Below are 22,948 nucleotides of genomic sequence, written 5' to 3' on the forward strand. Positions count from 1 at the left end.
GCGTAGCCCAGCGTGGATCACCGGTGGGTCGTCCGGCGGGCGGATAGGGCTGTTTCGCGGTGGCCGTTGATCCACCGCGCGGGTTACGATCCGGCGCGGTAGCGGGGCGGTAGCTCAGCGGGTTAGAGCAGGGGACTCATAATCCCTCGGTCACGGGTTCGAGTCCCGTCCGCCCCACCAGCGCAAACGCTAGATCGCCGATCTTCGCGTGGTGCTACTCGTGGTGCGAGCGAGCCACGGTCTGTCCCCATGGGGACAGCGAACGGGCGTGCGAAGCGGCAACGAGGCGAGATCGAGGAGCTGCCCAGCGGCTCACTCAGGGCGAAGGTCTACGCGGGTCTTGACCCCATCACGAAGAAGCGGCGCTACCTGACGGAGACGATTCCGCCCGGCCCGACGGCCCGGAAGGAAGCGGAGAAGGCGCGTACGCGCGTCCTCCGACCAGCTACTTGACCGGTGGCTTGAAGTGCTCGACGTCGAAGCGTCGACCCGGCAGGGGTACGTCAAGAAGCTGAACAAGCACGTACGGCCGTTGCTCGGCAAGCTGCCGGTTGGACGCCGAGACGCTGGAGTCGTTCTACGCCGTGCTGCGGAAGTGCCGGGACCACTGTGGAGGCGCGCGGAAGGCCATCGAGCACCGGAAGGCAGGGCCGCACGACTGCACCGACAAGTGCCGTCCGCACGAGTGTAAGCCGCTCGCCCCGGCCTCGATCCGGCAGATTCACTGGACCCTGTCCGGCGCACTGAACCGGGCCGTCCGATGGCGCTGGATCGCGGTCAACCCAACAGATCAAGCGGAGAAGCCCGGGATGCCTCAGCCCAACCCGCACCTGCCCACGGCGCCCGAAGCGGCGCGACCCCTGGCGACCGGGTCGAGCCGGCAGCAGGTCCTAGACATAGGCAGCCTGTCCTCCGTCGGCTCTTGGTGCTTCATCGGCTGACGATGTCACCACGAGCCGCCGGAGGGACACGGAGGCGTTGCACTAGAAGCGGGCAACCGCGTATGGAAGTATTGGCGGGCCGCTGGGGTAGCGGGTGAGCCGAAGGAGTGCGATGCGCGATAGCGATATCCGTCAGGCGCTAACGGCTCGTCTCGCAACAAAGTACGACTCGCAGCCTGATACTCAGATCCGGCATGAATTAGGCCTCTGTGCTGGCCGAACTCGAGTGGATGTGGCTGTTATTAACGGTCACATCTCTGGTTTTGAGATTAAAAGCGACCAGGACAATTTGACCCGGCTAGAGGCTCAGGTCGAATTGTATAGTCGAGTCCTGGACCGAGCTTCGTTGGTGACGACGGGCCGGTATCTGGACCAAGCTGCCGAAATGGTCCTTCCTTGGTGGGGGGTGTGGCTTGCGCTCCCTGGCAAGCGTGCGGTCCGGCTTCGGAATGTACGCCGGGGCAGGCATAATCCAAGCCCCGATCCCTTTTCCGTCGCTCAATTGCTTTGGCGGGATGAAGCGCTGGCCCTTCTGCGTGAGCGCGGCAACCACCGCGGCCTGTCCAAGGCGCCGAGATGGTTCGTATGGGAACGCCTCGCTGAGACCCTAGAGTTGGAAGAGTTGCGGGCGGAGGTGCGGCGCGTGCTCAGGACGCGAGAGGATTGGCCAACTCGCTCATGACGTGAGCGAGGTGATGGGAGGTTCCCCATGCTCGCCACTGTGTGGCGTTTCCCGGCCCAGGCTGGTGTCTGGCGCATCGCGCGAGCTCGCTGTCGCCCCATGAGAAGTCGGAGCCCTCGGTCGGCCAATGCTCGGACGCCACTAGCGCTTGGCACAGGTCATAGAAGCTGTCGTTGCCGCCGGTCTGATGACGAGCCCAACGGTAGATCCACCAATTGCCGCTCGCTGTATACCGGAGGCTGGGCAAAGGGCCGCGGGCCCCAGTCCCTGGCGGAGTTGGATGCGCGATAGCGTAATCGCCAAATTCCGGGCCGCGATCGGCTAGCTTCTCCCAGAGCTTCCAATCCCATCTCGTTAGAGGGGTCGCTTCGTTGCGCGGGAGGCTTGTAAGGCTGGACGGCATAGCGCCTGAGGCGACCACGATCGACGCCCATCCTTGGTTGCCCAGTGAATCAAGGACGTTCCTTGCGACCTGCTCTGCTCGGCTGACGTCCCTTTCGGATGAAACCTCGGCCATGTCCACCACCAAGTGGCATCGTTCGAGACTGATTCGAGCGATTGACAGAGCTCTGGATAGCCGAGATGAATCGGCGACAGGGTCGGGATCTGTGGTAAGGCTGCCGAGGCGCACGATAGCTGTTTCGCCGTGGAGGCGAGCAGCCTCACCGCACGCGGATAACTGTTCGTCTGGGTCGTGGAGGCGGATGACCGGTGCGATAGGGATGCCCCACTGTGCCAGGTCGCTAGCGATCTCCGTGATCAACGGTCGACCGTCATCGTTGACTCTGACGTAGGTGGTGTCTACTCCGAGGACCAGGCCAGCTGGCACCGCCTCGCGGACCTGACGCACGAACTTGAGGCCGCTCTTGGTTGGACTGTCGTCCGAGGGGGAGAGCTCGAACAGGGGATGGATGCGGCTCACCTCGTGGTCCCGAAGTTGCCCCAGCGCTTTGAACTCACCTGCGCGCGCCTTGAGTACGGGCCAGTATTGAGCCATAGCCGCCCCCTGTGGGTCTCGCCGGTAGCGCCTTCGGCTACTGAGGGTATCTGAAGGAATTCAATATGTAACGAGTTGACATTGCCTATCGCAGGTGTTTCAAAGGCTTGTGCAGCATGGCCTATAAGCGCCTATTGCGATATTTGCGGCTTCTGTCGACTTTGCTGCCTGGCTCTATCGTTTCAGTGTGGCGTGGGACATTCAGATCAGTGCGGCGTGGGACATTCAGCTAGGCGACGTGCTCGTTCGGCGACAGCTTCATCAGCGGGTGGGCGGCTCCTGGCAGGGTGGCATCACGCGGCCGGCCAATAGCTCGGACGTACTTCTCTTTTCGTCCCCGGCCGGCGCTCGCTTCGGGTACGACTTTGATGGGTGGCGGCCTGATGGGGCGTTCCACTACACGGGTGAGGGTCAGGTCGGCGATCAGACCTTCGTGCGCGGCAACGCAGCAGTGAGGGATCACCTTGACCGCGGTCTGCGGCTTCGATTCTTCGGCGAGGTCAAGCGTTCTGTCGTGCGCTACCTGGGCGAGTTCCGGGTTGATCCGGAGCGCCCCTGGTACGCGGAAGAAGCAAGGGATCGGCTGGGGGACCTGCGGAAGGTCATCGTGTTCCGGCTCTTGCCCGTCGATGCCGAGGTGCCCGAGCTCGATGCGGCGAGCGCAGGTAAGCCGATGGTGCGAGATGTTCCGATGGAGGCGCACCGTGCCGAGGCTTTCCAGGTAGAGCCCAAACGTGAACCGACAGCCGCTGAGCGGCGTGAGGCTGACCTTGTGGATCGATACGTAGGGGCCGTGACAGCGGAAGGCGGCACCACGACGCGCAAGGAGATCAAGCTTCCCGACCTTGGCAGGGCTCTCTACACCGATCTCTTCGACGGAGGCCGAGCTGAGCTGGTCGAGGCGAAGAGCTCCGCGGCTCGCCACCACGTGCGTCTGGCTCTCGGCCAGTTGCTGGATTACGCGCGTTACGTCGAGCACAAGTCAAGGGCTGTCCTGCTTCCGTCCTACCCGGGCTCGGACCTCGTCGCTCTGCTGCACAGCGTCAACGTCGCCTGCATCTACGAACAGGAGGGCGGCGGCTTCATCCGCCTAGATCCGTAGGCCAACCGTGGTGCGGCTCGTGGTGCGAAGTCGTGCATCACTGCGTGACTGGAGTGATCCGTAGTGGGCCAGTCTGACAGTCAGGTGACCTCGTGAGGTGTCGGTCATAGAGCCGAAAGCCGCTCATAATCCCTCGGTCACGGGTTCGAGTCCCGTCCGCCCCACCAGCACAAACACCCTCTCGAAGATCATTCCCGGTGCCCTCTGGGCCCCACCCGGAAGCCACCGACGGTGAGCCGCGTATACGAGACGACGGCGTAGTAGCGGTGCCTCAGATGCGGTGGTGCTCGTACCCGCCGCGTGCTTGCTGGGAAAGCGAGGGCGGGATGAAAACCATCCCGCCCTAGGTGAACGGCCGTCGTGGGCCGGTGGACGACAGATCAGATAGCGGGTGTCTCGTGCCCGGGGGTCACCGGGACCGTGCGGCGGCGCCGGGCGAGGAGCAACATGATGCCGCCACCGGCCATCATGGCGAGACCGGTTGCGGCGATCAGCCCGGCCTGCGGCCCGGTGATCGGCAGACCACCCCCGCCACCGCTGCCGCCGTCACCGTCGCCGTCCCCGCCGCCGCCGCTCGCGGCGACCATGACGGCGAACCCGTCCTGGTTGTCGCTGTCGTCCACATCGGCTGCGCGGATGGCGACGGCGTTCGCCGGAAGTTCGGTGCGCTCCGGGCCGGAGCGGACATCCGTTTGCTCGGTGAGGCCCTCGACCTGCACGGTCCCGCCCTTCAACGTGGCGGGTGCCTTGGTGGAGGCCGACACCGTCACCAGGCTGTGCAACTCGACGGCGGAGTAGATGCTGTCGTTCGGGTCGGTGTCCTGGCCGGCCGGTACTAGCGCGAGCGTGTCGTAGGTGCACACCGCTGACCGTCCGTCGTTGCCGACCGCGCACTCCTTCGGCGGTTGGGTGAACGTCACACCCTTGGGCAGGTGCAGCGTTGCCTTGACGCCGCTGACGGCCTTGCGTCCCTGGTTGGCGACCCGGTACCGCACTGCGCCCGTCTCGCCCGGCTTCAACGTACCGATCGGTTCGAGCCTGCCGTCCGTGCCGACGCGCGCCGACTGTTTCACGTCCGGTGCCACCACCGACAGGTCGGCTTCGGGGTCGTCGACCAACTTGAGGGTGAACCATTTGCTGGCACTGCGCGCCCTGTCCTCGCCCCAGGCCATGCCAGCCTCGACGAGGAACCTGCCTTCGTAGGGTTCCTTCTTCTCGTAGACCTGAATGTCGATGGGAAGATCCACCGTCGCGCCGGGTGCCGGCAGTAGCTCCGGAAGCAGGCTCGATTCGATACGGCAGTACCAACCCGCGTGGTCGCCGTCGCACTCGCCGGAGCCACCACCCTCCGGCCAGATGAGTGCGGCCTTGCTCGACCAGTCCAGCTCGACGGGGCGGACGTAGAAAGTGACCTCGGTCGGGGTCTTGTCGGTCAGGTTGGTGAGTCTCAGGTGGACCCTCTTTCTGTCGACCCCCAGCGGAATTGTCGTACCGGTCAGATCGAACGTGAATTTCGCATCCGGATCCGCTGCCGAGGCGGGACTGGCGGGGGTGGCCATCCCGGCGAGGAGGAGCAGCGCGGCGGCGGCTGTACGCGGCAACCATCGATGACCAACGGCCATAGCAGAACCCTTCAGGTGAGCGGATGGTGTGGCCGAGGACACTATCCGCAGTCGGCTCGCCTCGGTATCCCCCGCTCACCCACTACCAACGCGAACCGTGGGACAGCGCGCGCACCCTGTGCGGCCGGCGCCGATGCCTGGGACCGGTGCCGGAGTGCCGACACGGCGCTCGCCTCGTCACGAGGTGGCGGCGAGGATCTCCGTTCGGGGTGCGACGACGCGGCGGCGGATCGGGAGCAGCACCGTCGGGTGGGCGATGCTCCAGGCCGCGCCCCGGCAGATGATCTCCTTGTAGCGGGCTGCCATCCTGCCCTTGATGAGGGACGGCTTGGCCCGGTCGTCGGCGGTCACGAACTGGATGATGCCGTCGCGGCGGCCGAGGCTGATGCACTGGTTGAAGTAGCGCAGCGGGGCCCGGGGGATCTTCCGACCGGTCAGGCGCGCAGCGATGGCGTCGGCGGCCTGCCAGGCCATCGGGGCCCCCGAGGCGCAGGACATCCGCAGCGGCTTGCCGCCCGGCCCTTCGGCGAGTCCGGCGTCGCCGACGGCGTACACGTCGGGGTGCGAGACCGAGCGCATCGTGGCGTCGACGACGATCTGCCCGTTCGCTGCGACCGCCAGGGTCGTGGCCGCGGCGATGGGGTGGACGGCGAAGCCGGCCGTCCAGACGGTCACCTCGGCCGGGATCACCCGGGCGTCGCCGGTGACCGCGCCGGTCGCCTCGACCCGCACGATGTCGGTGTGCTCGTGGACGGTGACGGCGAGCCGGTCGAAGACGGCGCGCAGGTGGTGCTGCGCCTTCTCGGTGAGCCGGTCACCGAGGCCGCCGCGGGCGGCGATCGCGACGTCGAGGTCCGGCCGGGCCTCGGCGATCTCGGTAGCCGCCTCGAGGCCGGTGAGCCCTCCGCCGACGACCAGCACGGTCCCGCCCGCGGCGAGGTCGTCGAGGCGATCGCGCAGTCGCAGCGCGGACTGCTTGCCGGCGATGTCGTACGCGTGCTCGGCGACGCCGGGCACGCCGTGGTCCGCGGCCGTGCTGCCGAGGGCGTAGACGAGGGTGTCGTAGGCGATCTCCTCGGCGCCGTGCTCGGCAGTGAGCGCGACGATCTTGCGGTCGGCGTCGACGGCGGTGACCCGTGCCAGTCGTACCATTACGCCCGTGCCCGCGTAGATGTCGCTCAGCGTGCGGCGCTTCAGGGTCTGTCCGGCCGCGAGCTGGTGCATGCGGACCCGCTCGACGAAGTCGGCGTCGGCGTTGACGACGGTGATCTCGGTGTCGTCAGGGTGCAGTCGCTTGGCGAGGCGGCCGGCGGCGGTGGCGCCGGCGTATCCGGCCCCGAGGACGACGATGCGGTGCTTCATGGCCTCACTCCTGTCTCGGTGGGTTCGCTTCCTGAACCGGACAGCGACGCGATTCCTGACAGGAGCTGGCTATGACCTGGGTCACCAGGCGTCGAGGGGCTCCCCGTGCTCGGATGCGGACCATTGGCGCGTGGCGCGTACGAGCTTGTCGGGGTTGGCCTGGGTGCGGATGGCCGCGACGCCGTCGGAGGTGACCTCCAGGGACATGACGGCGAGGACGCGGTCGCCGATCATGACCACCACCGCGGGCCCGCCGTTGACGACCTCGGCGTAGAGGGTGGGGCTGCCGCCCATCATGTTCCGTTTGACGTCGGTGGGCTTGAACAGGTTGCGCAGGAACCTCGCCACCGCCGGCGCGCCGATGATCGGCGTGGCGCGGGCCGGGGCCTTGCCGCCGCCGTCGCCGGTGCTCCTCACGTCGTCGGTCAGCAGCTCGACCAGCCGCTGGGTGTCGCCGCTGGTGGCTGCGGCGAAAAACTCCTCGACAATTCTTCGCGCGGTGGGCCCGTCGACCTCCGCGCGGGCCCGGCCGGTGGCGACGTGCTGCTTGGCGCGCCGGTAGACCTGCTGGCAGTTCGACTCGGTGATGTCGAGGATCTCGGCGATCTCGCTGTGCGAGTAGCCGAAGGCCTCGCGCAGCACGTACACCGCACGCTCGTTGGCCGAGAGCCGCTCCATCAGGGTGAGCACCGCCATCGAGACCGATTCGCGCTGCTCGACGGTGTCGACCGGGCCGAGCATCCGGTCCCCGGCGAGGACCGGCTCGGGCAGCCACGTGCCCACATAGCTCTCCCGTCTGGCCCGTGCCGAGGTGAGCTGGTTGCGGCACAGGTTGGTGAGCACCTTCGTCAGCCACGCCTCGGGCGTCTCGACGCGCTCCCGGTCCGCGGCCTGCCAGCGCAGGAACGTGTCCTGGACCGCGTCCTCGGCGTCGCCCGCCGAGCCCAGCAGGCGATAGGCGATCGCCTCCAGGCGGGCCCTGGAGTGCTCGAACAGTTCGACGTCGCGCGCACTGAGCGGCATGGCTCGATAGTTAACCACGCGCGGCCCGCGCCGTTTCGTACCTGCGCCGCTACGTGCCCCCGCGTTGGTCGCGCGGGCCCGATCGGCACCGCGCCCCCACGCCGCCCCGCAACGGTCACCGCGCGGCCGGGCGGATGGTGAGGCGGGAGCCCGCGACAACGGTGGCGCCGGCGGTTGCCTCGGCCACCAGTTGGCGGTGGCCGGCATCGTCGGGGTCGCTGACCGTCGCGGTGACGGTGAGGGTGGCGCCCCCGTCGTCGGGCACCAGCAGCGGCAGCATGAACCGGGTCTCGTGGTCGAACACTCCGGCCGGGTCCCCGATCCACTCGGTGACTGCCCGCGCGGTCAGCGCCATGGTGAGCATCCCGTGCCCGATGACGCCGGGCAGTCCCGCCCGGGTGGCGGCGTGGTCGCTGAAGTGGATCGGGTTGAAGTCGCCCGACGCGCCCGCGTAGCGCACCAGGTCCTGCCGGGTGACCGTGAAATCGCGGGCCGGAAGCTCCCGGCCGGGCACGGTCCAGGGCTGTCGCGGTTCCGCTCCGCGCTTGGCCGCCCGGGGTCGGGTGCCCCGCTCCACCAGCGTCGAGTACGCCGTACAGACCGGTTCGCCGGTCGTGGTGGCGATCTCGCTGCGCGTGGTGACGATCTGGTGCACCCCGCCGGACTGGATCTGTTCGATGTGGACGGTCACCGTCAGCTCGTCGCCGGCCTGGACGCCTCGCGTGTGCCGGAAGCGCTGGCGCCCGTGTACCACCCGGCTGTAGTCCAGACCGAGCGCCGGGTCGGACAGCGTGTTCCGAGTGGCGGGCAGGCTCAGCACGATGGGAAAGGTGGGCGGGACCACCGGCTGGCCGTCCTGGGGGAGGGCGGCTCCGGTGGCCAGGACGAACTCCTGGATCTTCTCCTGGCTGACCCGGTACGGCGCGGTGGGCGCGAACACCCTGCCGACGAACGCCTCGTTGAGCGGCATGTCTCTCTCCTGATCGGGTCTTCTAGAGCGCGGCGGCCAGCCACGCGACCAGGTCGACGTCGGTGGTCTTGAGGGTCATGACGTCGACCCCGGCATCCGCCCAGGCCGCCAGCCGGTCCCGGATCCGTTCGCGGGGCCCCACCAGGGCAAGCTGGTCGATGAGCGCGTCCGGTACCGCGGCGGCAGCCTGGGCGCGGCGACCGTCCAGGTACAACTCCTGGATCTGCTGGGTGGCCGCCTCGTAGCCCAGCCGGGACGCCAGGTCGGCGTAGAAGTTGCGGCCCCGCGCGCCCATGCCGCCCAGGTACAGGGCGAACGCCGGGCGCAGCGCGTCCCGACAGGCCGCGAGGTCGGCTCCGGGCGCCAGGTGCACCGTGGCCACGACCCGCAGCGGGCCGAGGTCCGCGGGGCGGCGGGCCAGCCCGGGGGCGAGCATGTCCCGGTAAAGCTCGGGCCGGTCCGGGCAGTAGAAGGCGGGCAGCCAGCCCTCGGCGAACTGTCCGGCGAGCGCCACGTTGCGCGGGCCGTTGGCCGCCAACAGGACCGGTATCCGTGGGCGTACCGGGTGCAGGGTGGCCTTCAACGGGCGCGGTGGTTCCCGGTCGGCGCGCGGATACGGCACCGGGTAGTGGACGCCCGGGTAGGTCAGCGGCTCCCGCCGGGCCACCGCCGCGCGCACGATGTCGACGTACTCGCGGGTTCGGGCCAGCGGGGAGTCGAACGCGACGCCGTGCCAGCCCTCCACGACCTGCGGGCCCGAGGTGCCCAGGCCCAGCAGGAGCCGGCCGTCGCTGAGCTGGTCGAGGGTGAGCGCGGTCATCGCGGTGGCGGCCGGGGTGCGGGCCGGCATCTGGAGCACCGCCGTGCCCAGGCCGATCCGGCTGGTCACCGCCGTCAGGTGGCCCAGCACGCTGACCGCGTCGGAGCCGTACGCCTCCGAGACCCACAGCGAGTCCAGGCCGGCAGCGTCGGCGCGGCGGGCCACGGCGCCGAGGTCCCGCAGGCCGCTTGAGTGTCCGAGGCTGAGTCCGAGTTTCATGCTGTCCGTTCTGTATATAGAACGATCATTGTCTTGATTTCGAGAACAGTAGGGACGCCCAGGGATGGGCGTCAAGAGCCTCGGTTCTCTACTTCTGCCAAGGTAGTGGCCGGAAGAGGGTTGACACCCCGCATGGTCCATTCCATGATGTTCGGCACACGAACCTGGAACATGGTTCTACTGACAGACCGTTGGCGTCCCCGTCCGCTCTTCGGACGCCGAGAGCCGGAGCCTCCGGCTCATCCCCTCCACACCCCCACGGCCCGGCGTCGCATCTCGTTCGTCAGGGCTCTCCGGCCGCATTGCCCCACCCGCAGGGAGCGACCATGTCCCGTACCCGCGCGGCGCGATGCCTGAGCATCGTGGCCACCTCACTCACGTTCGCCGCATCGATCACCGCCTGCGGCGACGGCAAGGACTCCGGCGACTCGTCGGGAAGAGACATCGTCATCGGCATGGTCGAGGACACCTCGGGTGGTACTGCGGCCACGTCGGCCGAGGCGAGCACCGGGATCTCGCTGGCCATCGACGAGATCAACAAGGCCGGCGGCGTCGGCGGGCGATCGCTCAAGCTGATCCGCCAGAACGACGGCAGCCAGCCCAGTCAGACCCCGGCCGTGCTACGCAAGCTCGTCAGCGACGGTGCCCGCGTCATCATCATGAACTCGTCGTCGGCGTCGGCCCAGCAGGTCAAGCCGGTCGTCGAGCAGGAGAAGATCGTGGCCGTCTCGGCGACGAACATCGCCTCCGCCATCGCGGAACCGCCGAACAACACGTTCTCGTTCATCCTGGCCAATCCGATCACCGACATCGGCACCGTGTACGCGGCGGCGTTCAAGAAGACCGGCGTCACGCGGCTGGCCGTCATCACCGACGACTCGCCCACCATGGCCGGGCTCAACAAGGGGCTGTTGCCCATCTTCGAACAGTCCGGCATCACCATCGTCGCCAACGAGAAGGCGCCGCTGAACACCACCGACGTGGCGCCGCAGCTCAGCCGCATCGCCGCCGCCAAGCCCGACGCGCTGTTCGTGTCCTCGCTGGGCGGCCAGCTGGAGGTGCTGTTCCACAACACCGCGCACCAGATCATGCCGGACCTGCCGCGGATCTCCCTGGCGTCGATCGGCAACCAGCCGGACACCTGGAAGCTGGCCAAGCCCGGCGCGTTCCGGCAGCTCGTCTACGCCAGCGCCATCTCCGCCGACAACACCCGCTCCAGCGAGCTGGGCGACAAGCTCAAGGCCAAGCTGGGGGAGAAGTACCTGGGGTTGACCGCCTTCGCCGCGCAGGGCTACGACACCGTCTACCTGCTGAAGCAGGCGATCGAGAAGGCCGGCGTGGACAGCGGTCCGGCGCAGGTGCGGGGCGGGCTCGAACAGATCAGCACGTTCCCGGCGAGCTGGGGACGGCAGGGCTTCACGATGAGCTTCACGTCCAGCAAGCACGTCGGCAGCGACGGGCTGTGCGGCATCGTGCTGCGCCGCTTCACCGAGCAGAACCAGCCCGGCGACAACTGGGCCGACTACCAGCCGCAGTGCTCATGACCGACACGACAGCCCAGCCGCGCACCGCGTTCATCACCGGTGGCGCCCGGGGCATCGGGTGGGCGTTCGCGCAGGCGCTCGTCGCCGACGGTACCCGGGTGGTCCTGGCCGACATCGACGAGACGGCGGCGGTGCAGGCCGCCGCCGATCTCGGGGCCGCCGTGGCGCTCGGTGTCGCCTGCGACACCGCCGACGAGACGTCGGTGCAACGCGCGGTCGACGAGGCGGCGGCACACTTCGGCGGTCTCGACATCCTGATCAACAACGCCGGCAAGCACCTGATGGCCTGGAGCCGACCGGTCACCGAGATCTCCACCGCCGGCTGGCGGGAGATCCTCGACGTGAACGTGTTGGGCATCGTCAACTGCGCCCGGTCCTGCCGGCCGCACCTGCGCCGCAGCGGCGCGGGCGCGGTACTCAACATCTCGTCGGTGTCCGGGTTCGCCGCCACCGACGTGTACGGCATCACGAAGCTCGCCGTGCGTGGCCTGACCGCCGCGCTGGCAAAGGAGTTCGCGCCCGACGGGACCCGGGTGAACTGCCTGGCCCCCGGGCCGATGGACTCCGAGTCGGCCATGGCCGACCTGCCCGAGGAGTTGCTTCGCGACTTCATCGCCAACAAGCAGCTCATCCAGCGCCAGGGCCGGATGGCCGACCTCGTGGGCGCCATGCGGTTCCTCTGCGGCGCGGACAGCGCCTTCATCACCGGCGAGACCCTGATCGTCGGCGGCGGCCACCCACTTCGGGTCTGACCCGCGCCACCACCCGCACCACCACCCCAAGGAGTGAGTTCTATGTCGTGGAGCCTGCATCACGTCAACCTGCCCGCCTCGGACGTCCGGGCGATGGCCGCCTTCTACTCGAAGGTGTTCGGCATGCAGGAGAAGACGTTCCCGTTCGTCGAGGACGGGCGGGGCGCTCTGCAGACGGGCAACGACTTCGTCGCCCTGTTCGAGGACCACAACCAGCGGCAGATCCACATCTGCAAGCCGACCCCGTCGCTGCCGTGGGACAACGACCTGCGGCTGCACCCGGTCATCAACGGGCACATCGCCATCGAGGTCGACGACATCGACGGCGTGATGCGACGGCTGGCCGAGCTGGGCATGCCCTACAACGACGCCGGCACGTGGGCGTTCAAGGGATACCGGCAGGTCTACTGCTACGACCCGTCGATGAACGTCGTCGAGATCAACCAGAAGCACCCTTGAGTCAATGATCCCCCTACAGGTCATCGTCTCGATCATCGAGACGGGATGCTTCTTCGGTCTACTGGCCGCGGCGATGTTCGTGGTGCGGGAGAGTTCCGGATTCTTCAACTTCGCGGTCGGCGGGTACGCGGTGTTCGCCGGGCTTGCCTCGGCGTACTTCACCAGCGTACGAGGACTGCCCGCCGCCGCCGGAATCGCCATCGGGGTGGTCGGCGCGGTGGCGCTGACGCTGCTGACCGAGGTGCTCGTGGTGCGTCCGATGTGGAAGCCGGGGGCCAACGAGGAACTGCCGATGGTGATCGCGCTGGTGGCCACGCTGTTCGCCCTCGAACAGATCTCCGGGGTGCTGTTCGGCCGTGCCGCGCTGCCCGGGCCACAACTGGTCGGGGACGGCGCGGTACGGCTGGGCAGCGCCACGGTGACCGCGCAGGCCGCGCTGGAGATCGGGCTGACCGCCCTGGCGTTCGGGTTGCTGCTGCTGTTCATCTACCGCACCCGGATGGGTCGGGGACTGCGCGCGATCGGCGAGAACACCCCGGCCGCCATCGTCCTCGGGCTGCCGGTGCGGGCGGTACGCATCGCCTCGTTCACCCTCGCCGGGGTGCTGGCCGGCCTCGCCGGCAGCGTCTTCGCGGCGCGGTCCGGGATCATCTTCGAAAGCGCGATGGACTACACCCTCTTCGCGTTCCTGGCGCTGGTGATCGGCGGTACCGCGTCGGTGTGGGGGCCGCTGGCCGGCGGGCTGATCCTGGCCACCATCCAGTCGGCCGCCATCTTCTACTTCGGCGCGGCCGCCCTGCACTACGCGACGCTCGCCGCCGCCGTGCTGTTCTTCGCCTTCCGCCCGCAGGGCATCTTCATGAAACGGGTACGGGTATGAGCGCCACCCGCTTACGGCCCCTCGCCGAACCGGTCATCTCCGGCGTGCTGCTGATCCTCGCCATCACCTGGGTCGGCACCGACGGGTACCGGCAGGACCTCGCCGTGCTCACCGTCACGTACGGGCTGATCGGGCTCGGCCTGTACAGCCACTTCATCATGGGCGACTCGCTGTCCATCGCGTACAACGCGTACGCGGCGATCGGCGGTTACGCGCTGGGCCTGGTCGCCACCCGGACCGGCTGGCCGCTGCTGGTGTCGCTACCACTGGGCATCGTCGCCGCCGTACTCATCTCCGTGCTCCTGGGCCTGGCCACCCGTCGGCTCAACGGCTTCTACCTGGCTGCCGTGACGCTGCTGTTCAGCGAGGCGTTCCAGGCCTGGCTCATCGACGCGGACGGCGTCACCGGCGGCGCCGAGGGCGTGATCCTCACCCGGTCGATCAGCGTCTTCGGCGCGGAGCTCGGCAGGGACCAGATCGTGGTCATCGCGCTGGTGCTGATGTGGCTCATCGCGTTGCTGCTGTCCCGGCTGCGCCGCTCGCCGTTCGGCGTCGCGCTGCGGGCCAAGGCGCAGGCCTCGGTCGCCGTCGAGGCGGCCGGGGTGCCGGTGACCGCGCTGACCCTCATCTCGCTGAGCATCGGCGCCGCGATCGGATCGCTGGCCGGCGCCGTGTTCACCACGGCGAACCTGTCGATCCTGCCGGAGTCGATCCCGGTGTCGGTGGCGTTCCTCGCGGTGTTCATCCCGTTCCTGGGCGGGCGGTCCAGCCCGTGGGGTGTGGTCATCGGTGCGCTGCTGGTCACCGAGCTCACCTTCAACCTCAACTTCTTCCAGGGTTCCGGGACGCTCCTGTTCGCCGTCGCCGTGGTGGCGGTGCTCATCTTCGCCCCGGAGGGCCTGATCGGACTGGCCCGCGACCTGACCGGCCGGCTCGTCGGCGCTGTCAACAGAGGCGGACGCGATGAACGCTGACATCCTTTCCTGTCAAGAGCTGACCAAGTCGTACGGCGGGGTCAAGGCGGTCACCGGCGCCTCGTTCACCGTCGGCGCCGGTGAGATCGTCGGGCTGGTCGGCCCCAACGGCGCGGGCAAGAGCACGATGGTCGACCTGATCGGCGGCGAGCAGCAGCCCGACAGCGGCCAGGTGCTCGCCGGCGGGGTGCCGCTGGCCGGCCCACCGTCCCGCCGCGCCCGTCGCGCCGGGTTGGCCCGCACCTACCAGTACCCGCAGGTCGCCGGCGCGCTCACCGCCCGCGACAACATCATCGTCGGCGGTTTCGCCCGGGGCCTGTCCTCCGGCTTCGCACTGCTGCGCGCGGCGGCGCGGGGCGTGGTCGCCCCGGGCGGCCGGGCACTGCGCGAGGAGGCCGGCCAGGTCGCCGCCCGCCTCGGGCTGCGCCGGATCGACCGGCTGGCCGCCGACCTGACCCTCGGCGAGCTGCGGCTGCTGGAGGTGGCCCGCGCGCTGTTGCAGCACCCGCGCATCGCGCTGCTCGACGAGCCGTTCGCCGGGCTGGCCTCCGACGGCATCGCCGGCCTGTCCGCATCCATCCGCACGGTCGCCGCCGGCGGCACCGCCGTGCTGCTGGTCGACCACAACGTCGACATCGTGGCCTCGATGGCCGACCGGATGGTGCTGATGGCCGGCGGCACGGTCGTCTTCGACGGCGCTCCCCGCGACTGCCTCGCCAGCGCCGAGATGCAGGCAGTCTACTTCGGCACCGGGCAGGTGGATCGATGAGCGAGACGGGCCTGCGGGCCACCGACCTGACCGTTCGATATGGGCGGGCCAGTGCGCTGAGCCTCACCGATACCGAACTGCGGGTACCGGCGGGGCGGGTGACCCTCGTGGTCGGCCCCAACGGCGCGGGCAAGAGCAGCCTGGTCCTGGCACTGTACGGCTCGGTGCCGGCGGGCGGGCAGGTGTACCTCGGCGGCCGGGATGTCTCCGCGCTGCCCACCCGGGCCCGGGCCCGGGCCGGGCTCGCCCTGGTGCCGCAGGGTCGGCAGCTCTTCGCCCGGATGAGCGTCCGGGAGAACCTGATGGTCAGCGCCGAACTGCTCCGCCTGGACCCGGAACGGGTGGAGCAGGCCCTGGACCGCTTCCCGATCCTGCGCACCCGCGCGAACCGGCCGGCCGGCGTGCTCTCCGGCGGTGAGCAGCAGATGATGGTGGTGGCCCGCGCGCTGATGACCGACCCCAGCGTGCTGCTGCTCGACGAGATGGCCACCGGACTGGCCCCGCTGATCGTGGACGACCTGCTGCGCACCGTGCGGGAACTGGCCCGGTCGGGCACCGCCGTACTGCTGGCCGCGCCGACCATCGGCGTGCTCGGCCAGGTCGCCGACGGCGGCGTGGTGCTGATGCGCGGTCGGGTCGTCGCCGAACACGATGACGTCGCCGAACTGGACGCCGCCTACCAGGCCGCCATGGGCGCGATCGTGGAGGGCTGAGCCGTGGCCGACGGTACCGTGGTGGTCGGTTTCGTGGGGCTGGGCAACATCGGCCGGCCGATGGCCGGCGCACTGGCGGGTGCGTTCCCGGTGGTCGTGTACGACGTGGACGCGTCGGCCGCGGCCGACGTGCCCGGTGCCCGGGTCGCGGCCTCGCTGGCCGACGTGGGCGCCGCCGCCACCGTGGTGGGCGTCGCCGTGTACGACGATGCCCAGGTCCGCGACGTGGTGACCGGGCTGCTGGCCGGGATGCGCCCAGGCGGCACCATCCTGGTGCACAGCACGATCTCGCTGGACACCGTGCGGGACGTCGCGACCCAGGCGGGCGCGGCGGGGGTGGCGCTGCTGGACGTGGCGGTGGCCGGCGGCGACGCCCGGGCCCGACGCGGCGACCTCACCCTGATGGTCGGCGGCGACCCGGACGAGCTGGCCCGCGTCCGCCCGGTCCTCGACGCCCTGGGCAGCCGGATCCACCACGTGGGGCCGGTCGGCGCGGGACTGGCCGCCAAGCTGGCCAACAACCTGGCGCTGCACGTCGGGTTCCAGGTGCTGGAGGAGGCCCTGGCGCTGGGCGGCGACGCGGGCGTCGGCGAGGCGGAGCTGCTGGAGGTGCTGGACTCCGGCACCGCGCAGTCCTGGCTGACCGGCAACTTCGCCTACTACCGCCGGCAGATCCGCGAGGTGCTGCCGCCCGGCATGGTCGCCAAGGACCTGCACGCCGCCGTCGCGCTGGCCGGCGACGGCGCGGACATCCCGCTGACCCGGTTGGCCGCCGGCACCCCGCGGGAGGCGGTGGTGGTGGCGGCGCTGCGGACCCCGCTGGGCCGCCGCCGGGGCGCGCTGAGCGGGGTCCGCCCGGACGAGCTGCTGGCCTACACCCTGCGCCGGCTCGTGCAGCGGGCCGGCATCGCGCCGGACACGGTGGACGACGTGATCGCCGGATGCGTCAACGCGGTCGGTGAGCAGGGGCGCAACATCGCCCGGGTGGCCGCGCTGGCCGCCGGCCTGCCGGTCACGGTGCCGGGTGTGACGGTCAACCGGATGTGCGGTTCCAGCCAGCAGGCGCTGCACTTCGCGGCGCACGCGGTGCTGAGCGGCCAGCAGCGGATGGTGATCGCCGCCGGCGTCGAGTCGATGTCCCGGGTACCGCTGGGCGCCGACGCGGCGGGCGTCGCCCCACCGGGTGCGGTCACCGGCCGGTACGCGCTGGTGGACCAGGGCGTGGCGGCCGACCGGATCGCCGCGCGCTGGCAGCTGGACCGTGCCGAGCTGGACGCCTTCGCCCTGGCCAGCCACCGCAACGCCGAGGCGGCCTGGCGGGACGGCCGGTTCGCCGACGAGTGCGTACCGGTGCCCGCCGACCTCACCACGGCGCTGCTCGCCGACGAGTTGCCCGACGCCGGCTGGGTCATCGAGCGCGACGAGGGCATCCGGCCCGACACGTCGCTGGCGGCCCTGGCCGCGCTGGAGCCCGCCTTCGGCGCGGACGGCGTGCACCACGCCGGCAACTCCAGCCAGCTCACCGACGGCGCGGCGGCCGTGCTGGTCTGCGACGGCGCCGAGGCGCGACGGCACGGCCTGGTACCGCTGGCCCGGATCGTGGCCACCGAGGTCGTCGGCGTGGAGACCGACCTGATGCTGCACGGCGTCATCCCGGTGACCCGGCGCATCCTGGAGCGCACCGGACTGACCCTTGCCGACATCGACCTGTACGAGGTCAACGAGGCGTTCGCCAGCGTCCCGCTGGCCTGGCTGCGGGAGACCGGCGCCGATCCCGGGCGGCTCAACGTCAACGGTGGCGCCATCGCGCTGGGCCACCCCACCGGCTGCTCGGGTGCCCGACTGGCCACCACCCTGCTGTACGAGCTGCGCCGCCGAGGTGGCCGGTACGGGTTGCAGGTCATGTGCGTCGGTTACGGGATGGCCACCGCGACGCTCTACGAACGGATTGGTGAGGCATGAGCCAACTGCTGTCGGCGCAGACCCGGGAGATCCTGGACGGGCTGCGCGACTTCCTGACCGCGGAGGTCCTCGCCCGCCACCGCGACGCCGGTGCGCTGCTGTCCGACCCGCGCCAGCGGTACGGGCCGGACGGCCGGCACGTCGCCGCCGTCGAGGAGCACCGCCGCGCGGTCCGGACGGCCTCGTCCCGCGCCGGGTACTACACCATGTGCGTTCCCGAGGAGCTGGGCGGCGGCGGGCAGGGCGCGGTCACCATGTACGCGGCGTGGGAACTCGTCAACCGGCTCTGCGGCAGCGGCGGCTGGCTGGGCAGCGAGGTGGTGGCGCACTGGGCCACCGGGCCGAGCGTGGTGTTCGCCCGCGCCGGGCAGCGGCTGCGGGACACCTTCCTCGCCGCCCTGCTGTCCGGCGAGCAGACCATGTGCTTCGCGATGTCCGAGCCCGGCGCCGGCTCGGACGTGTGGCAGATGTCGACCCGGGCGGTACCCGAGGCGGGCGGCTGGCGACTCACCGGCGTCAAGCAGTGGATCTCCAACGGGCCGCATGCCGACCTGGCCCTCGTCTTCGCGGTCACCGACCCCGAGCGGGTGCGGGCCAGGGCGGGCGGCATCTCGGCGTTCCTGGTGCCGACCGACGCGCCGGGATTCCAGGTGGACAGCGTCATCGGCCTGTACGGCCAGACCGGCGGCGAGCACGCCATCCTGTCGATGAACGAGGTGCGCGTCGAGGACTGGCAGTTGTTCGGCGAGCCGGGCAACGGGCTGTCGCTCGGGCTGGACGGCATCGCCACCGGCCGGCTGTACAACACGGCGAAGGGCGTCGGGTTGGCCCGTTGGGCGCTGGGCCTGGCGGTCGAGTTCGCCACCGGGCGGGAGACGTTCGGCACCCGGCTGTTCGACAACCAGGGCATCTCGTTCCCGCTGGCCGACGCCGCCACCCGGATCCACGCGGCGCACCTCATGGGCCTGCACGCCGCCGGACTGGTCGATGCCGGGCGGCCCGCCCTGACCGAGGTGGCGATGGCCAAGCTGTTCGCCACGGAGATGGCCACCGATGTCATCGACCGGGCCATGCAGACGCTGGGCGGGATGGGCATCACCACCGAGGTGGGGCTAGCGAAGGCGTGGCAGAGCATGCGGACGGTCAAGATCGCGGATGGCTCCTCGGAGATACTCAAGCGGCTCATCTCACGGCGCCTGGCCAATGGCGAGATGAGCGGATGAGTCGAGGTGATGTTGCCATGACCGAGGAATACCGGGTCCCCGCCATCGAACGGGCCGTACGGGTGCTGCGACTGCTCGCGGCGCAGGACTCGATGTCGCTGGCGAAGACGGTCGAAGCCACCGGCATGAACAAGAGCACCACCTACTACATCCTGCGCACCCTGCTGGCCGAGAACCTCGTCCAGTACGACGACGCCGGGCAGGGCTACCAGCTCGGCCCCGCGCTGGTCGAACTCGGCGCCGCCGCGGCCAACCAGATGAACGACGTCAGCATCGCCAAGCGCAGCCTGGCCAAACTGCTGGACCAGATGAACGCCACGATCGTGCTGTACCGGCGGATCAGCCTGACCGAGATCATCCTGGTCGACAAGCTGGAGCGCCCGCACCGGGTACGCATCACCCTGCAGGTCGGCACGCCGGTGCCGATCCAGGGCGGCTCGTTCGGCCGGGTCTTCCTCGCCTACGACGAGCCCTCGCAGGTCAGTGCCGCGCTGGCCACCGGGCTGCAACTGTTCACCAGCAAGAGCGTCGCCCGCAAGGAGATCTTCCTGCGCGACCTGGAACGGGTGCGCGAGCAGGGTTTCGCGGTCGACCACGAGGGCTACGCGTTGGGCGTCAGCACCGTCGCCGCGCCGATCTTCGGGCCGGACGGGCGGATCCGGCTGGTCGCCGCCGCCGTGGCCTTCACCAGTGAGATGGACGAACAACAATCCGCCTTGTACGGGCGGCTGCTGCGCGAATGCTGCGAGCGGATCACGAAAATGCTCGCCGGCCGCACCGAACTCGTCGGTCAGGACGAGTCCTGGGCCGACCACCAACCTCCGAAAGACAGGGAGTACCGCACATGACGGCTACGGCCTCGGTTTCAACACAGACGCTCCGCGGTCAGGTGGCCGTGGTCACCGGCGGAGCGGGCGGGCTGGGCCTGGCCATCAGCCGGGAACTCGGGCTGGCCGGCGCCACCGTGATCGTCGCCGACATCGCCGCCGAACCAGCCGCCCGCGGTGTCGAGCAGCTCGCCGCGGACGGCGTCGACGCCCATCCGCACGTGCTCGACGTGACGTCCCGGCAGAGCATCGACGCGATGGCCGCCGAGGTGAACGCCCGCCACGGCCGCATCGACATCCTGGTCAACAACGCCGGCTTCCCGGTGGACCGGCCGCTGGTGTCCATGAGCGACGAAGACTGGCACCAGGTGCTCGACGTCTGCCTGTACGGCACCTTCGCGTGCAGCCGAGCCGTGGCGCCGGGCATGATCGAGCGCGGCTACGGACGGCTCATCAACATCAGCTCCCGCGCGTACCTGGGCAACCCGGGGCAGGCGAACTACGCGGCGGCCAAGGCCGGCATCGTCGGCCTGACCCGCACTCTGGCCAAGGAACTCGGCAAGCACGACATCACGGTCAACGCGATCGCCCCCGGCCTGATCGCCACCGAGACCGTTCGCCGGCACCCGAAGTTCGACGCCATCGCGGAACGGGCGCAGCGCGCCAACTCGATCCGCCGCCTCGGCACCCCCGAGGACATCTCCGCCGCCGCGCTGTACCTCGCCTCGCCGGCAGCCTCGTTCATCACCGGGGACGTGCTGCACGTCACCGGCGGCCGGTTCAGCTGAGGCGGCGGCGATGGACGTCCTGTTGAGTGAGGACGAGCGGCTGCTGCGCGACAGCGTGCGCTCGTACCTCGACGCGAAGATCGCGCCGATCGTGACCGAGCACGAACGCGCCCGTACCTTCCCCTGGCATCGGCTGACCGAGCTGTACGAGTTCGGGTACGTGCGGGGCGTGGTACCGGAGGCGGACGGCGGCGACGGCGCCAGCCACATGGTGCTGGCGCTGCTGATGCAGGAGGCCGGCCGCTGCTGGGGTTCGCTGCGCACCACGCTCAACGTGCAGAGCATGCTGGCCCGGGTACTGAGCACGGCGGGCACCCCGGAGCAGAAGGAACGGTTCCTCCGGCCGCTGCTGGCCGGGCAACGGTTCGGCTGGTTCGCGCTCACCGAACCCGACGCGGGTTCCGACGCCGGCGCGCTGCGCACGACCGCCCGGCGCGACGGGGACGACTACGTCGTCAACGGGCGCAAGCTGTACATCACCAACGCCCTGGCCGGCGACTTCGGGGTCGTGCTGGCCCGGGTGCCGGACACCGGCGAGGTCAGCGCGTTCCTGGTCGACCGGACGGAGTCGGAGTACCAGGCCTACGACATCCCGCACATGCCGCTGCGGGCCACGACGAGCTGCGAACTGGTCTTCGACCAGACCCGGATACCGGCGGCCAACCTGCTCGGCGAGCTGGGCCGTGGGCTGGCCCTGGCGATGTCCGGCGTCAACCTGGGCCGGTTGAACATGGCCATGGGGGCGGTCGGGCTGGCCCAGGCGTGCCTCGAGTCCTGTGTGGACTTCGCCCGTACCCGGGAGCAGTTCGGCCGCCCGATCGCCGGGTTCCAGCTCGTGCAGGAGATGGTGGTACAGGTCGCCACGCTCACCGAGACCGCCCGGCTGCTGGGCTACCAGGCGGCCCGCACGCTCGACGCCGGGCTGCCGGGCCGGTACGAGTGCTCGATGGCCAAGTACTACTGCGGCGAGGCGGCCGGTCAGGCGGCCACGCTCGCGTTGCAGGTGCACGGCGGGGCCGGGCTGATGGAGGAGTCCCCGGTCGAGCGGTACTTCCGCGACGCGCGGGAGGCGACCATCCCCGAGGGCACCAGCCAGATCCAGATCCTGCACCTGGGCAAGCACCTGCTCGGCGTGTCGGCACTGCGATGAACACCGCACACATCGGAGGAGATGTCATGTCCGGGCCGCTGCACGGGGTACGGGTCATCGAGGTGGCGGCGCTGGGACCGGTGCCGTTCGCCGGGATGCTGCTGGCCGACATGGGCGCCGAGGTGATCCGGGTCGACCGGGTGGGCACCCCCGCGCCGGGTGCGGGAGCGAGCGCCGAGACGGATCCGCGGCACCGGCACCGGCGCACCGTGGCACTGGACCTCAAGCGGCCCGAGGGCGTGGACCTGTTGCTGCGCCTCGTGGCGGGCGCCGACGTGCTGATGGAGGGGATGCGGCCCGGCGTGATGGAGCGGCTGGGCGCCGGCCCGCAACCATGCCTGGACCGCAATCCGGGGCTGGTCTACGCGCGGATGACCGGCTGGGGTCAGGACGGCCCGTTGGCCCAGCGGGCCGGGCACGACATCAACTACATCGGGATCGCCGGAGCGCTGCACCCGATGGGCCCGGCCGAGCTGCCACCGCCGGTGCCGTTGAACCTGGTTGGCGACTTCGGCGGCGGCGCCATGTACCTGGCCTTCGGCATCGCCTGCGCGCTGCGGGAACGGGAGCGCTCCGGGGCCGGGCAGGTCATCGACGCGGCCATGGTCGACGGCGCGGTCTCGCTGACCGCGATGTTCCACGGGATGCTGGCCGCCGGCACCTGGTCGGACCGGCGGGAGAGCAACGTGCTCGACGGCGCGGCGCACTTCTACCGCACGTACCGCACTGGCGACGGTGGCTTCATGGCGGTCGGCGCGATCGAGCCGCAGTTCTACGCCCAGCTACTGTCCGGGCTCGGGGTGGCCGCCGCCGACTTTCCGCAGCACGACCGGGAGCGCTGGCCCGCGCTGGCCGCCGCGTTCGCCCGGATCTTCGCCACCCGGACCCGGGACGAGTGGACCGCGGTGTTCGACGGCACCGACGCCTGCGTCACACCGGTGCTGTCGATGGCCGAGGCCGCCGCTCACCCGCACCTGGCCGCCCGGGGCACGCTGGTGCCGGTCGCGGGGACGCCCCAGCCGGCACCCGCGCCGCGGTTCTCCCGGACCGCCGCGGTGCCGCCGGGCCCGCCGGTCGGGTACGGCCGACACACCGACGAACTGCTCGCCGGCCTCGGACTTGCCGGGGTGGACATCGAGCGGCTGCGCGCCGAGCGGATCGTGGGTTAG

Annotated in this window: 21 protein-coding genes, 1 tRNA gene and 2 pseudogenes; 17 read left to right on the plus strand and 7 right to left on the minus strand. The window is 70.1% G+C overall.

Annotated features, from left to right (window positions below):
• Positions 1-103 precede the first annotated feature (103 nt).
• Both OOK41_RS10290 and OOK41_RS32020 read left to right on the plus strand, forming a co-directional pair.
• Positions 104-180: transfer RNA gene (locus tag OOK41_RS10290), tRNA-Ile, on the plus strand.
• Positions 181-1,053: 873 nt separating this feature from the next.
• On the plus strand, positions 1,054-1,623 hold the full coding sequence (locus tag OOK41_RS32020) for a sce7726 family protein (RefSeq protein ID WP_353962201.1): 570 nt from the start codon (positions 1,054-1,056) through the stop codon (positions 1,621-1,623).
• On the opposite strand, the gene OOK41_RS32025 is transcribed toward OOK41_RS32020, so the two are convergent.
• On the minus strand, positions 1,589-2,620 hold the full coding sequence (locus tag OOK41_RS32025) for a beta family protein (RefSeq protein ID WP_353962202.1): 1,032 nt from the start codon (positions 2,618-2,620) through the stop codon (positions 1,589-1,591). The two genes, OOK41_RS32020 and OOK41_RS32025, sit on opposite strands and share 35 nt — an antisense overlap.
• A gap of 187 nt (positions 2,621-2,807) precedes the next feature.
• Here OOK41_RS32025 and OOK41_RS10295 point away from each other — a divergent pair, with 187 nt between their 5' ends.
• Positions 2,808-3,722: a hypothetical protein gene (locus OOK41_RS10295; protein WP_266264182.1), complete on the plus strand. Its 915-nt coding sequence runs from the start codon at positions 2,808-2,810 to the stop codon at positions 3,720-3,722.
• A 380-nt stretch (positions 3,723-4,102) separates the two neighbouring features.
• On the opposite strand, the gene OOK41_RS10300 is transcribed toward OOK41_RS10295, so the two are convergent.
• The 6 genes and pseudogenes from OOK41_RS10300 to OOK41_RS10325 all read right to left on the minus strand — a co-directional run bounded on the left by OOK41_RS10300 (position 4,103) and on the right by OOK41_RS10325 (position 9,738).
• Entirely contained in the window at positions 4,103-5,344 is a 1,242-nt protein-coding gene (locus OOK41_RS10300; protein WP_266264184.1) for a hypothetical protein, read from the minus strand.
• A gap of 177 nt (positions 5,345-5,521) precedes the next feature.
• Positions 5,522-6,706 carry an NAD(P)/FAD-dependent oxidoreductase gene (locus tag OOK41_RS10305; protein ID WP_266264186.1) on the minus strand — a complete coding sequence of 395 codons (1,185 nt, stop codon included), beginning with the start codon at positions 6,704-6,706 and terminating at the stop codon, positions 5,522-5,524.
• An 81-nt stretch (positions 6,707-6,787) separates the two neighbouring features.
• Positions 6,788-7,729 (minus strand): RNA polymerase sigma-70 factor, encoded by a 942-nt coding sequence (locus OOK41_RS10310; RefSeq protein ID WP_117671447.1) that lies wholly within the window; start codon positions 7,727-7,729, stop codon positions 6,788-6,790.
• A 115-nt stretch (positions 7,730-7,844) separates the two neighbouring features.
• On the minus strand, positions 7,845-8,243 hold the full coding sequence (locus OOK41_RS10315; protein WP_266267772.1) for a MaoC/PaaZ C-terminal domain-containing protein: 399 nt from the start codon (positions 8,241-8,243) through the stop codon (positions 7,845-7,847).
• A 51-nt stretch (positions 8,244-8,294) separates the two neighbouring features.
• Positions 8,295-8,699, minus strand: a pseudogene (locus tag OOK41_RS10320) (MaoC family dehydratase N-terminal domain-containing protein); the annotation flags it as partial.
• Positions 8,700-8,721: 22 nt separating this feature from the next.
• On the minus strand, positions 8,722-9,738 hold the full coding sequence (locus OOK41_RS10325) for an LLM class F420-dependent oxidoreductase (protein ID WP_117671445.1): 1,017 nt from the start codon (positions 9,736-9,738) through the stop codon (positions 8,722-8,724).
• 326 nt (positions 9,739-10,064) lie between these two features.
• Here OOK41_RS10325 and OOK41_RS10330 point away from each other — a divergent pair, with 326 nt between their 5' ends.
• From OOK41_RS10330 to OOK41_RS10395, 14 genes and pseudogenes are all read left to right on the plus strand, one after another.
• Complete coding sequence (locus OOK41_RS10330; RefSeq protein WP_117671443.1) at positions 10,065-11,282, plus strand: ABC transporter substrate-binding protein; 1,218 nt, start codon at positions 10,065-10,067, stop codon at positions 11,280-11,282.
• Positions 11,279-12,034, plus strand: a complete 756-nt coding sequence (locus tag OOK41_RS10335) for an SDR family NAD(P)-dependent oxidoreductase (protein ID WP_266264192.1) — start codon at positions 11,279-11,281, stop codon at positions 12,032-12,034. Before OOK41_RS10330 ends, OOK41_RS10335 begins: the two co-directional genes overlap by 4 nt.
• A 42-nt stretch (positions 12,035-12,076) precedes the next feature.
• A complete protein-coding gene (locus tag OOK41_RS10340) occupies positions 12,077-12,493 on the plus strand; it encodes a VOC family protein (protein ID WP_117671440.1) in 417 nt (138 codons plus the stop codon).
• Positions 12,494-12,497: 4 nt separating this feature from the next.
• Complete coding sequence (locus OOK41_RS10345; RefSeq protein ID WP_266264195.1) at positions 12,498-13,373, plus strand: branched-chain amino acid ABC transporter permease; 876 nt, start codon at positions 12,498-12,500, stop codon at positions 13,371-13,373.
• On the plus strand, positions 13,370-14,347 hold the full coding sequence (locus OOK41_RS10350; protein WP_266264197.1) for a branched-chain amino acid ABC transporter permease: 978 nt from the start codon (positions 13,370-13,372) through the stop codon (positions 14,345-14,347). The genes OOK41_RS10345 and OOK41_RS10350 overlap by 4 nt, the downstream gene beginning before the upstream one ends.
• Entirely contained in the window at positions 14,337-15,116 is a 780-nt protein-coding gene (locus OOK41_RS10355) for an ABC transporter ATP-binding protein (RefSeq protein ID WP_117671434.1), read from the plus strand. Before OOK41_RS10350 ends, OOK41_RS10355 begins: the two co-directional genes overlap by 11 nt.
• Positions 15,113-15,829, plus strand: a complete 717-nt coding sequence (locus tag OOK41_RS10360; protein WP_117671432.1) for an ABC transporter ATP-binding protein — start codon at positions 15,113-15,115, stop codon at positions 15,827-15,829. Before OOK41_RS10355 ends, OOK41_RS10360 begins: the two co-directional genes overlap by 4 nt.
• Positions 15,830-15,862: 33 nt before the next feature.
• Positions 15,863-16,597 (plus strand): annotated as a pseudogene (locus OOK41_RS10365) (NAD(P)-dependent oxidoreductase); the annotation flags it as partial.
• Complete coding sequence (locus OOK41_RS10370) at positions 16,595-17,791, plus strand: thiolase family protein (protein ID WP_266267773.1); 1,197 nt, start codon at positions 16,595-16,597, stop codon at positions 17,789-17,791. The pseudogene OOK41_RS10365 and the gene OOK41_RS10370, both read left to right, overlap by 3 nt.
• Positions 17,788-19,014 carry an acyl-CoA dehydrogenase family protein gene (locus OOK41_RS10375; RefSeq protein WP_266264200.1) on the plus strand — a complete coding sequence of 409 codons (1,227 nt, stop codon included), beginning with the start codon at positions 17,788-17,790 and terminating at the stop codon, positions 19,012-19,014. The genes OOK41_RS10370 and OOK41_RS10375 overlap by 4 nt, the downstream gene beginning before the upstream one ends.
• Before the next feature lie 17 nt (positions 19,015-19,031).
• Positions 19,032-19,862, plus strand: coding sequence for an IclR family transcriptional regulator (locus tag OOK41_RS10380; protein WP_165878220.1), 831 nt, complete (start codon positions 19,032-19,034; stop codon positions 19,860-19,862).
• 41 nt (positions 19,863-19,903) lie between these two features.
• A complete protein-coding gene (locus OOK41_RS10385; protein ID WP_266264202.1) occupies positions 19,904-20,629 on the plus strand; it encodes an SDR family NAD(P)-dependent oxidoreductase in 726 nt (241 codons plus the stop codon).
• Positions 20,630-20,639: 10 nt separating this feature from the next.
• On the plus strand, positions 20,640-21,779 hold the full coding sequence (locus OOK41_RS10390; protein ID WP_117671422.1) for an acyl-CoA dehydrogenase family protein: 1,140 nt from the start codon (positions 20,640-20,642) through the stop codon (positions 21,777-21,779).
• Positions 21,780-21,790: 11 nt separating this feature from the next.
• The gene (locus OOK41_RS10395; protein WP_323136257.1) at positions 21,791-22,948 is read left to right on the plus strand and encodes a CaiB/BaiF CoA-transferase family protein; all 1,158 of its coding nucleotides are present in this window, start codon (positions 21,791-21,793) and stop codon (positions 22,946-22,948) included.

This window comes from Micromonospora sp. NBC_01655 (assembly GCF_026339755.1).
GTDB lineage: Bacteria > Actinomycetota > Actinomycetes > Mycobacteriales > Micromonosporaceae > Micromonospora.

Excerpts from the sequence above, each read along its gene's own strand:
- OOK41_RS32020 (WP_353962201.1), top strand. The coding sequence starts at position 1,054 with ATGCGCGATAGCGATATCCGTCAGGCGCTAACGGCTCGTCTCGCAACA.
- OOK41_RS32025 (WP_353962202.1), bottom strand. The coding sequence starts at position 2,620 with ATGGCTCAATACTGGCCCGTACTCAAGGCGCGCGCAGGTGAGTTCAAA.
- OOK41_RS10300 (WP_266264184.1), bottom strand. The coding sequence starts at position 5,344 with ATGGCCGTTGGTCATCGATGGTTGCCGCGTACAGCCGCCGCCGCGCTG.
- OOK41_RS10305 (WP_266264186.1), bottom strand. The coding sequence starts at position 6,706 with ATGAAGCACCGCATCGTCGTCCTCGGGGCCGGATACGCCGGCGCCACC.
- OOK41_RS10310 (WP_117671447.1), bottom strand. The coding sequence starts at position 7,729 with ATGCCGCTCAGTGCGCGCGACGTCGAACTGTTCGAGCACTCCAGGGCC.
- OOK41_RS10325 (WP_117671445.1), bottom strand. The coding sequence starts at position 9,738 with ATGAAACTCGGACTCAGCCTCGGACACTCAAGCGGCCTGCGGGACCTC.
- OOK41_RS10330 (WP_117671443.1), top strand. The coding sequence starts at position 10,065 with ATGTCCCGTACCCGCGCGGCGCGATGCCTGAGCATCGTGGCCACCTCA.
- OOK41_RS10335 (WP_266264192.1), top strand. The coding sequence starts at position 11,279 with ATGACCGACACGACAGCCCAGCCGCGCACCGCGTTCATCACCGGTGGC.
- OOK41_RS10340 (WP_117671440.1), top strand. The coding sequence starts at position 12,077 with ATGTCGTGGAGCCTGCATCACGTCAACCTGCCCGCCTCGGACGTCCGG.
- OOK41_RS10345 (WP_266264195.1), top strand. The coding sequence starts at position 12,498 with ATGATCCCCCTACAGGTCATCGTCTCGATCATCGAGACGGGATGCTTC.
- OOK41_RS10350 (WP_266264197.1), top strand. The coding sequence starts at position 13,370 with ATGAGCGCCACCCGCTTACGGCCCCTCGCCGAACCGGTCATCTCCGGC.
- OOK41_RS10355 (WP_117671434.1), top strand. The coding sequence starts at position 14,337 with ATGAACGCTGACATCCTTTCCTGTCAAGAGCTGACCAAGTCGTACGGC.
- OOK41_RS10360 (WP_117671432.1), top strand. The coding sequence starts at position 15,113 with ATGAGCGAGACGGGCCTGCGGGCCACCGACCTGACCGTTCGATATGGG.
- OOK41_RS10375 (WP_266264200.1), top strand. The coding sequence starts at position 17,788 with ATGAGCCAACTGCTGTCGGCGCAGACCCGGGAGATCCTGGACGGGCTG.
- OOK41_RS10380 (WP_165878220.1), top strand. The coding sequence starts at position 19,032 with ATGACCGAGGAATACCGGGTCCCCGCCATCGAACGGGCCGTACGGGTG.
- OOK41_RS10390 (WP_117671422.1), top strand. The coding sequence starts at position 20,640 with ATGGACGTCCTGTTGAGTGAGGACGAGCGGCTGCTGCGCGACAGCGTG.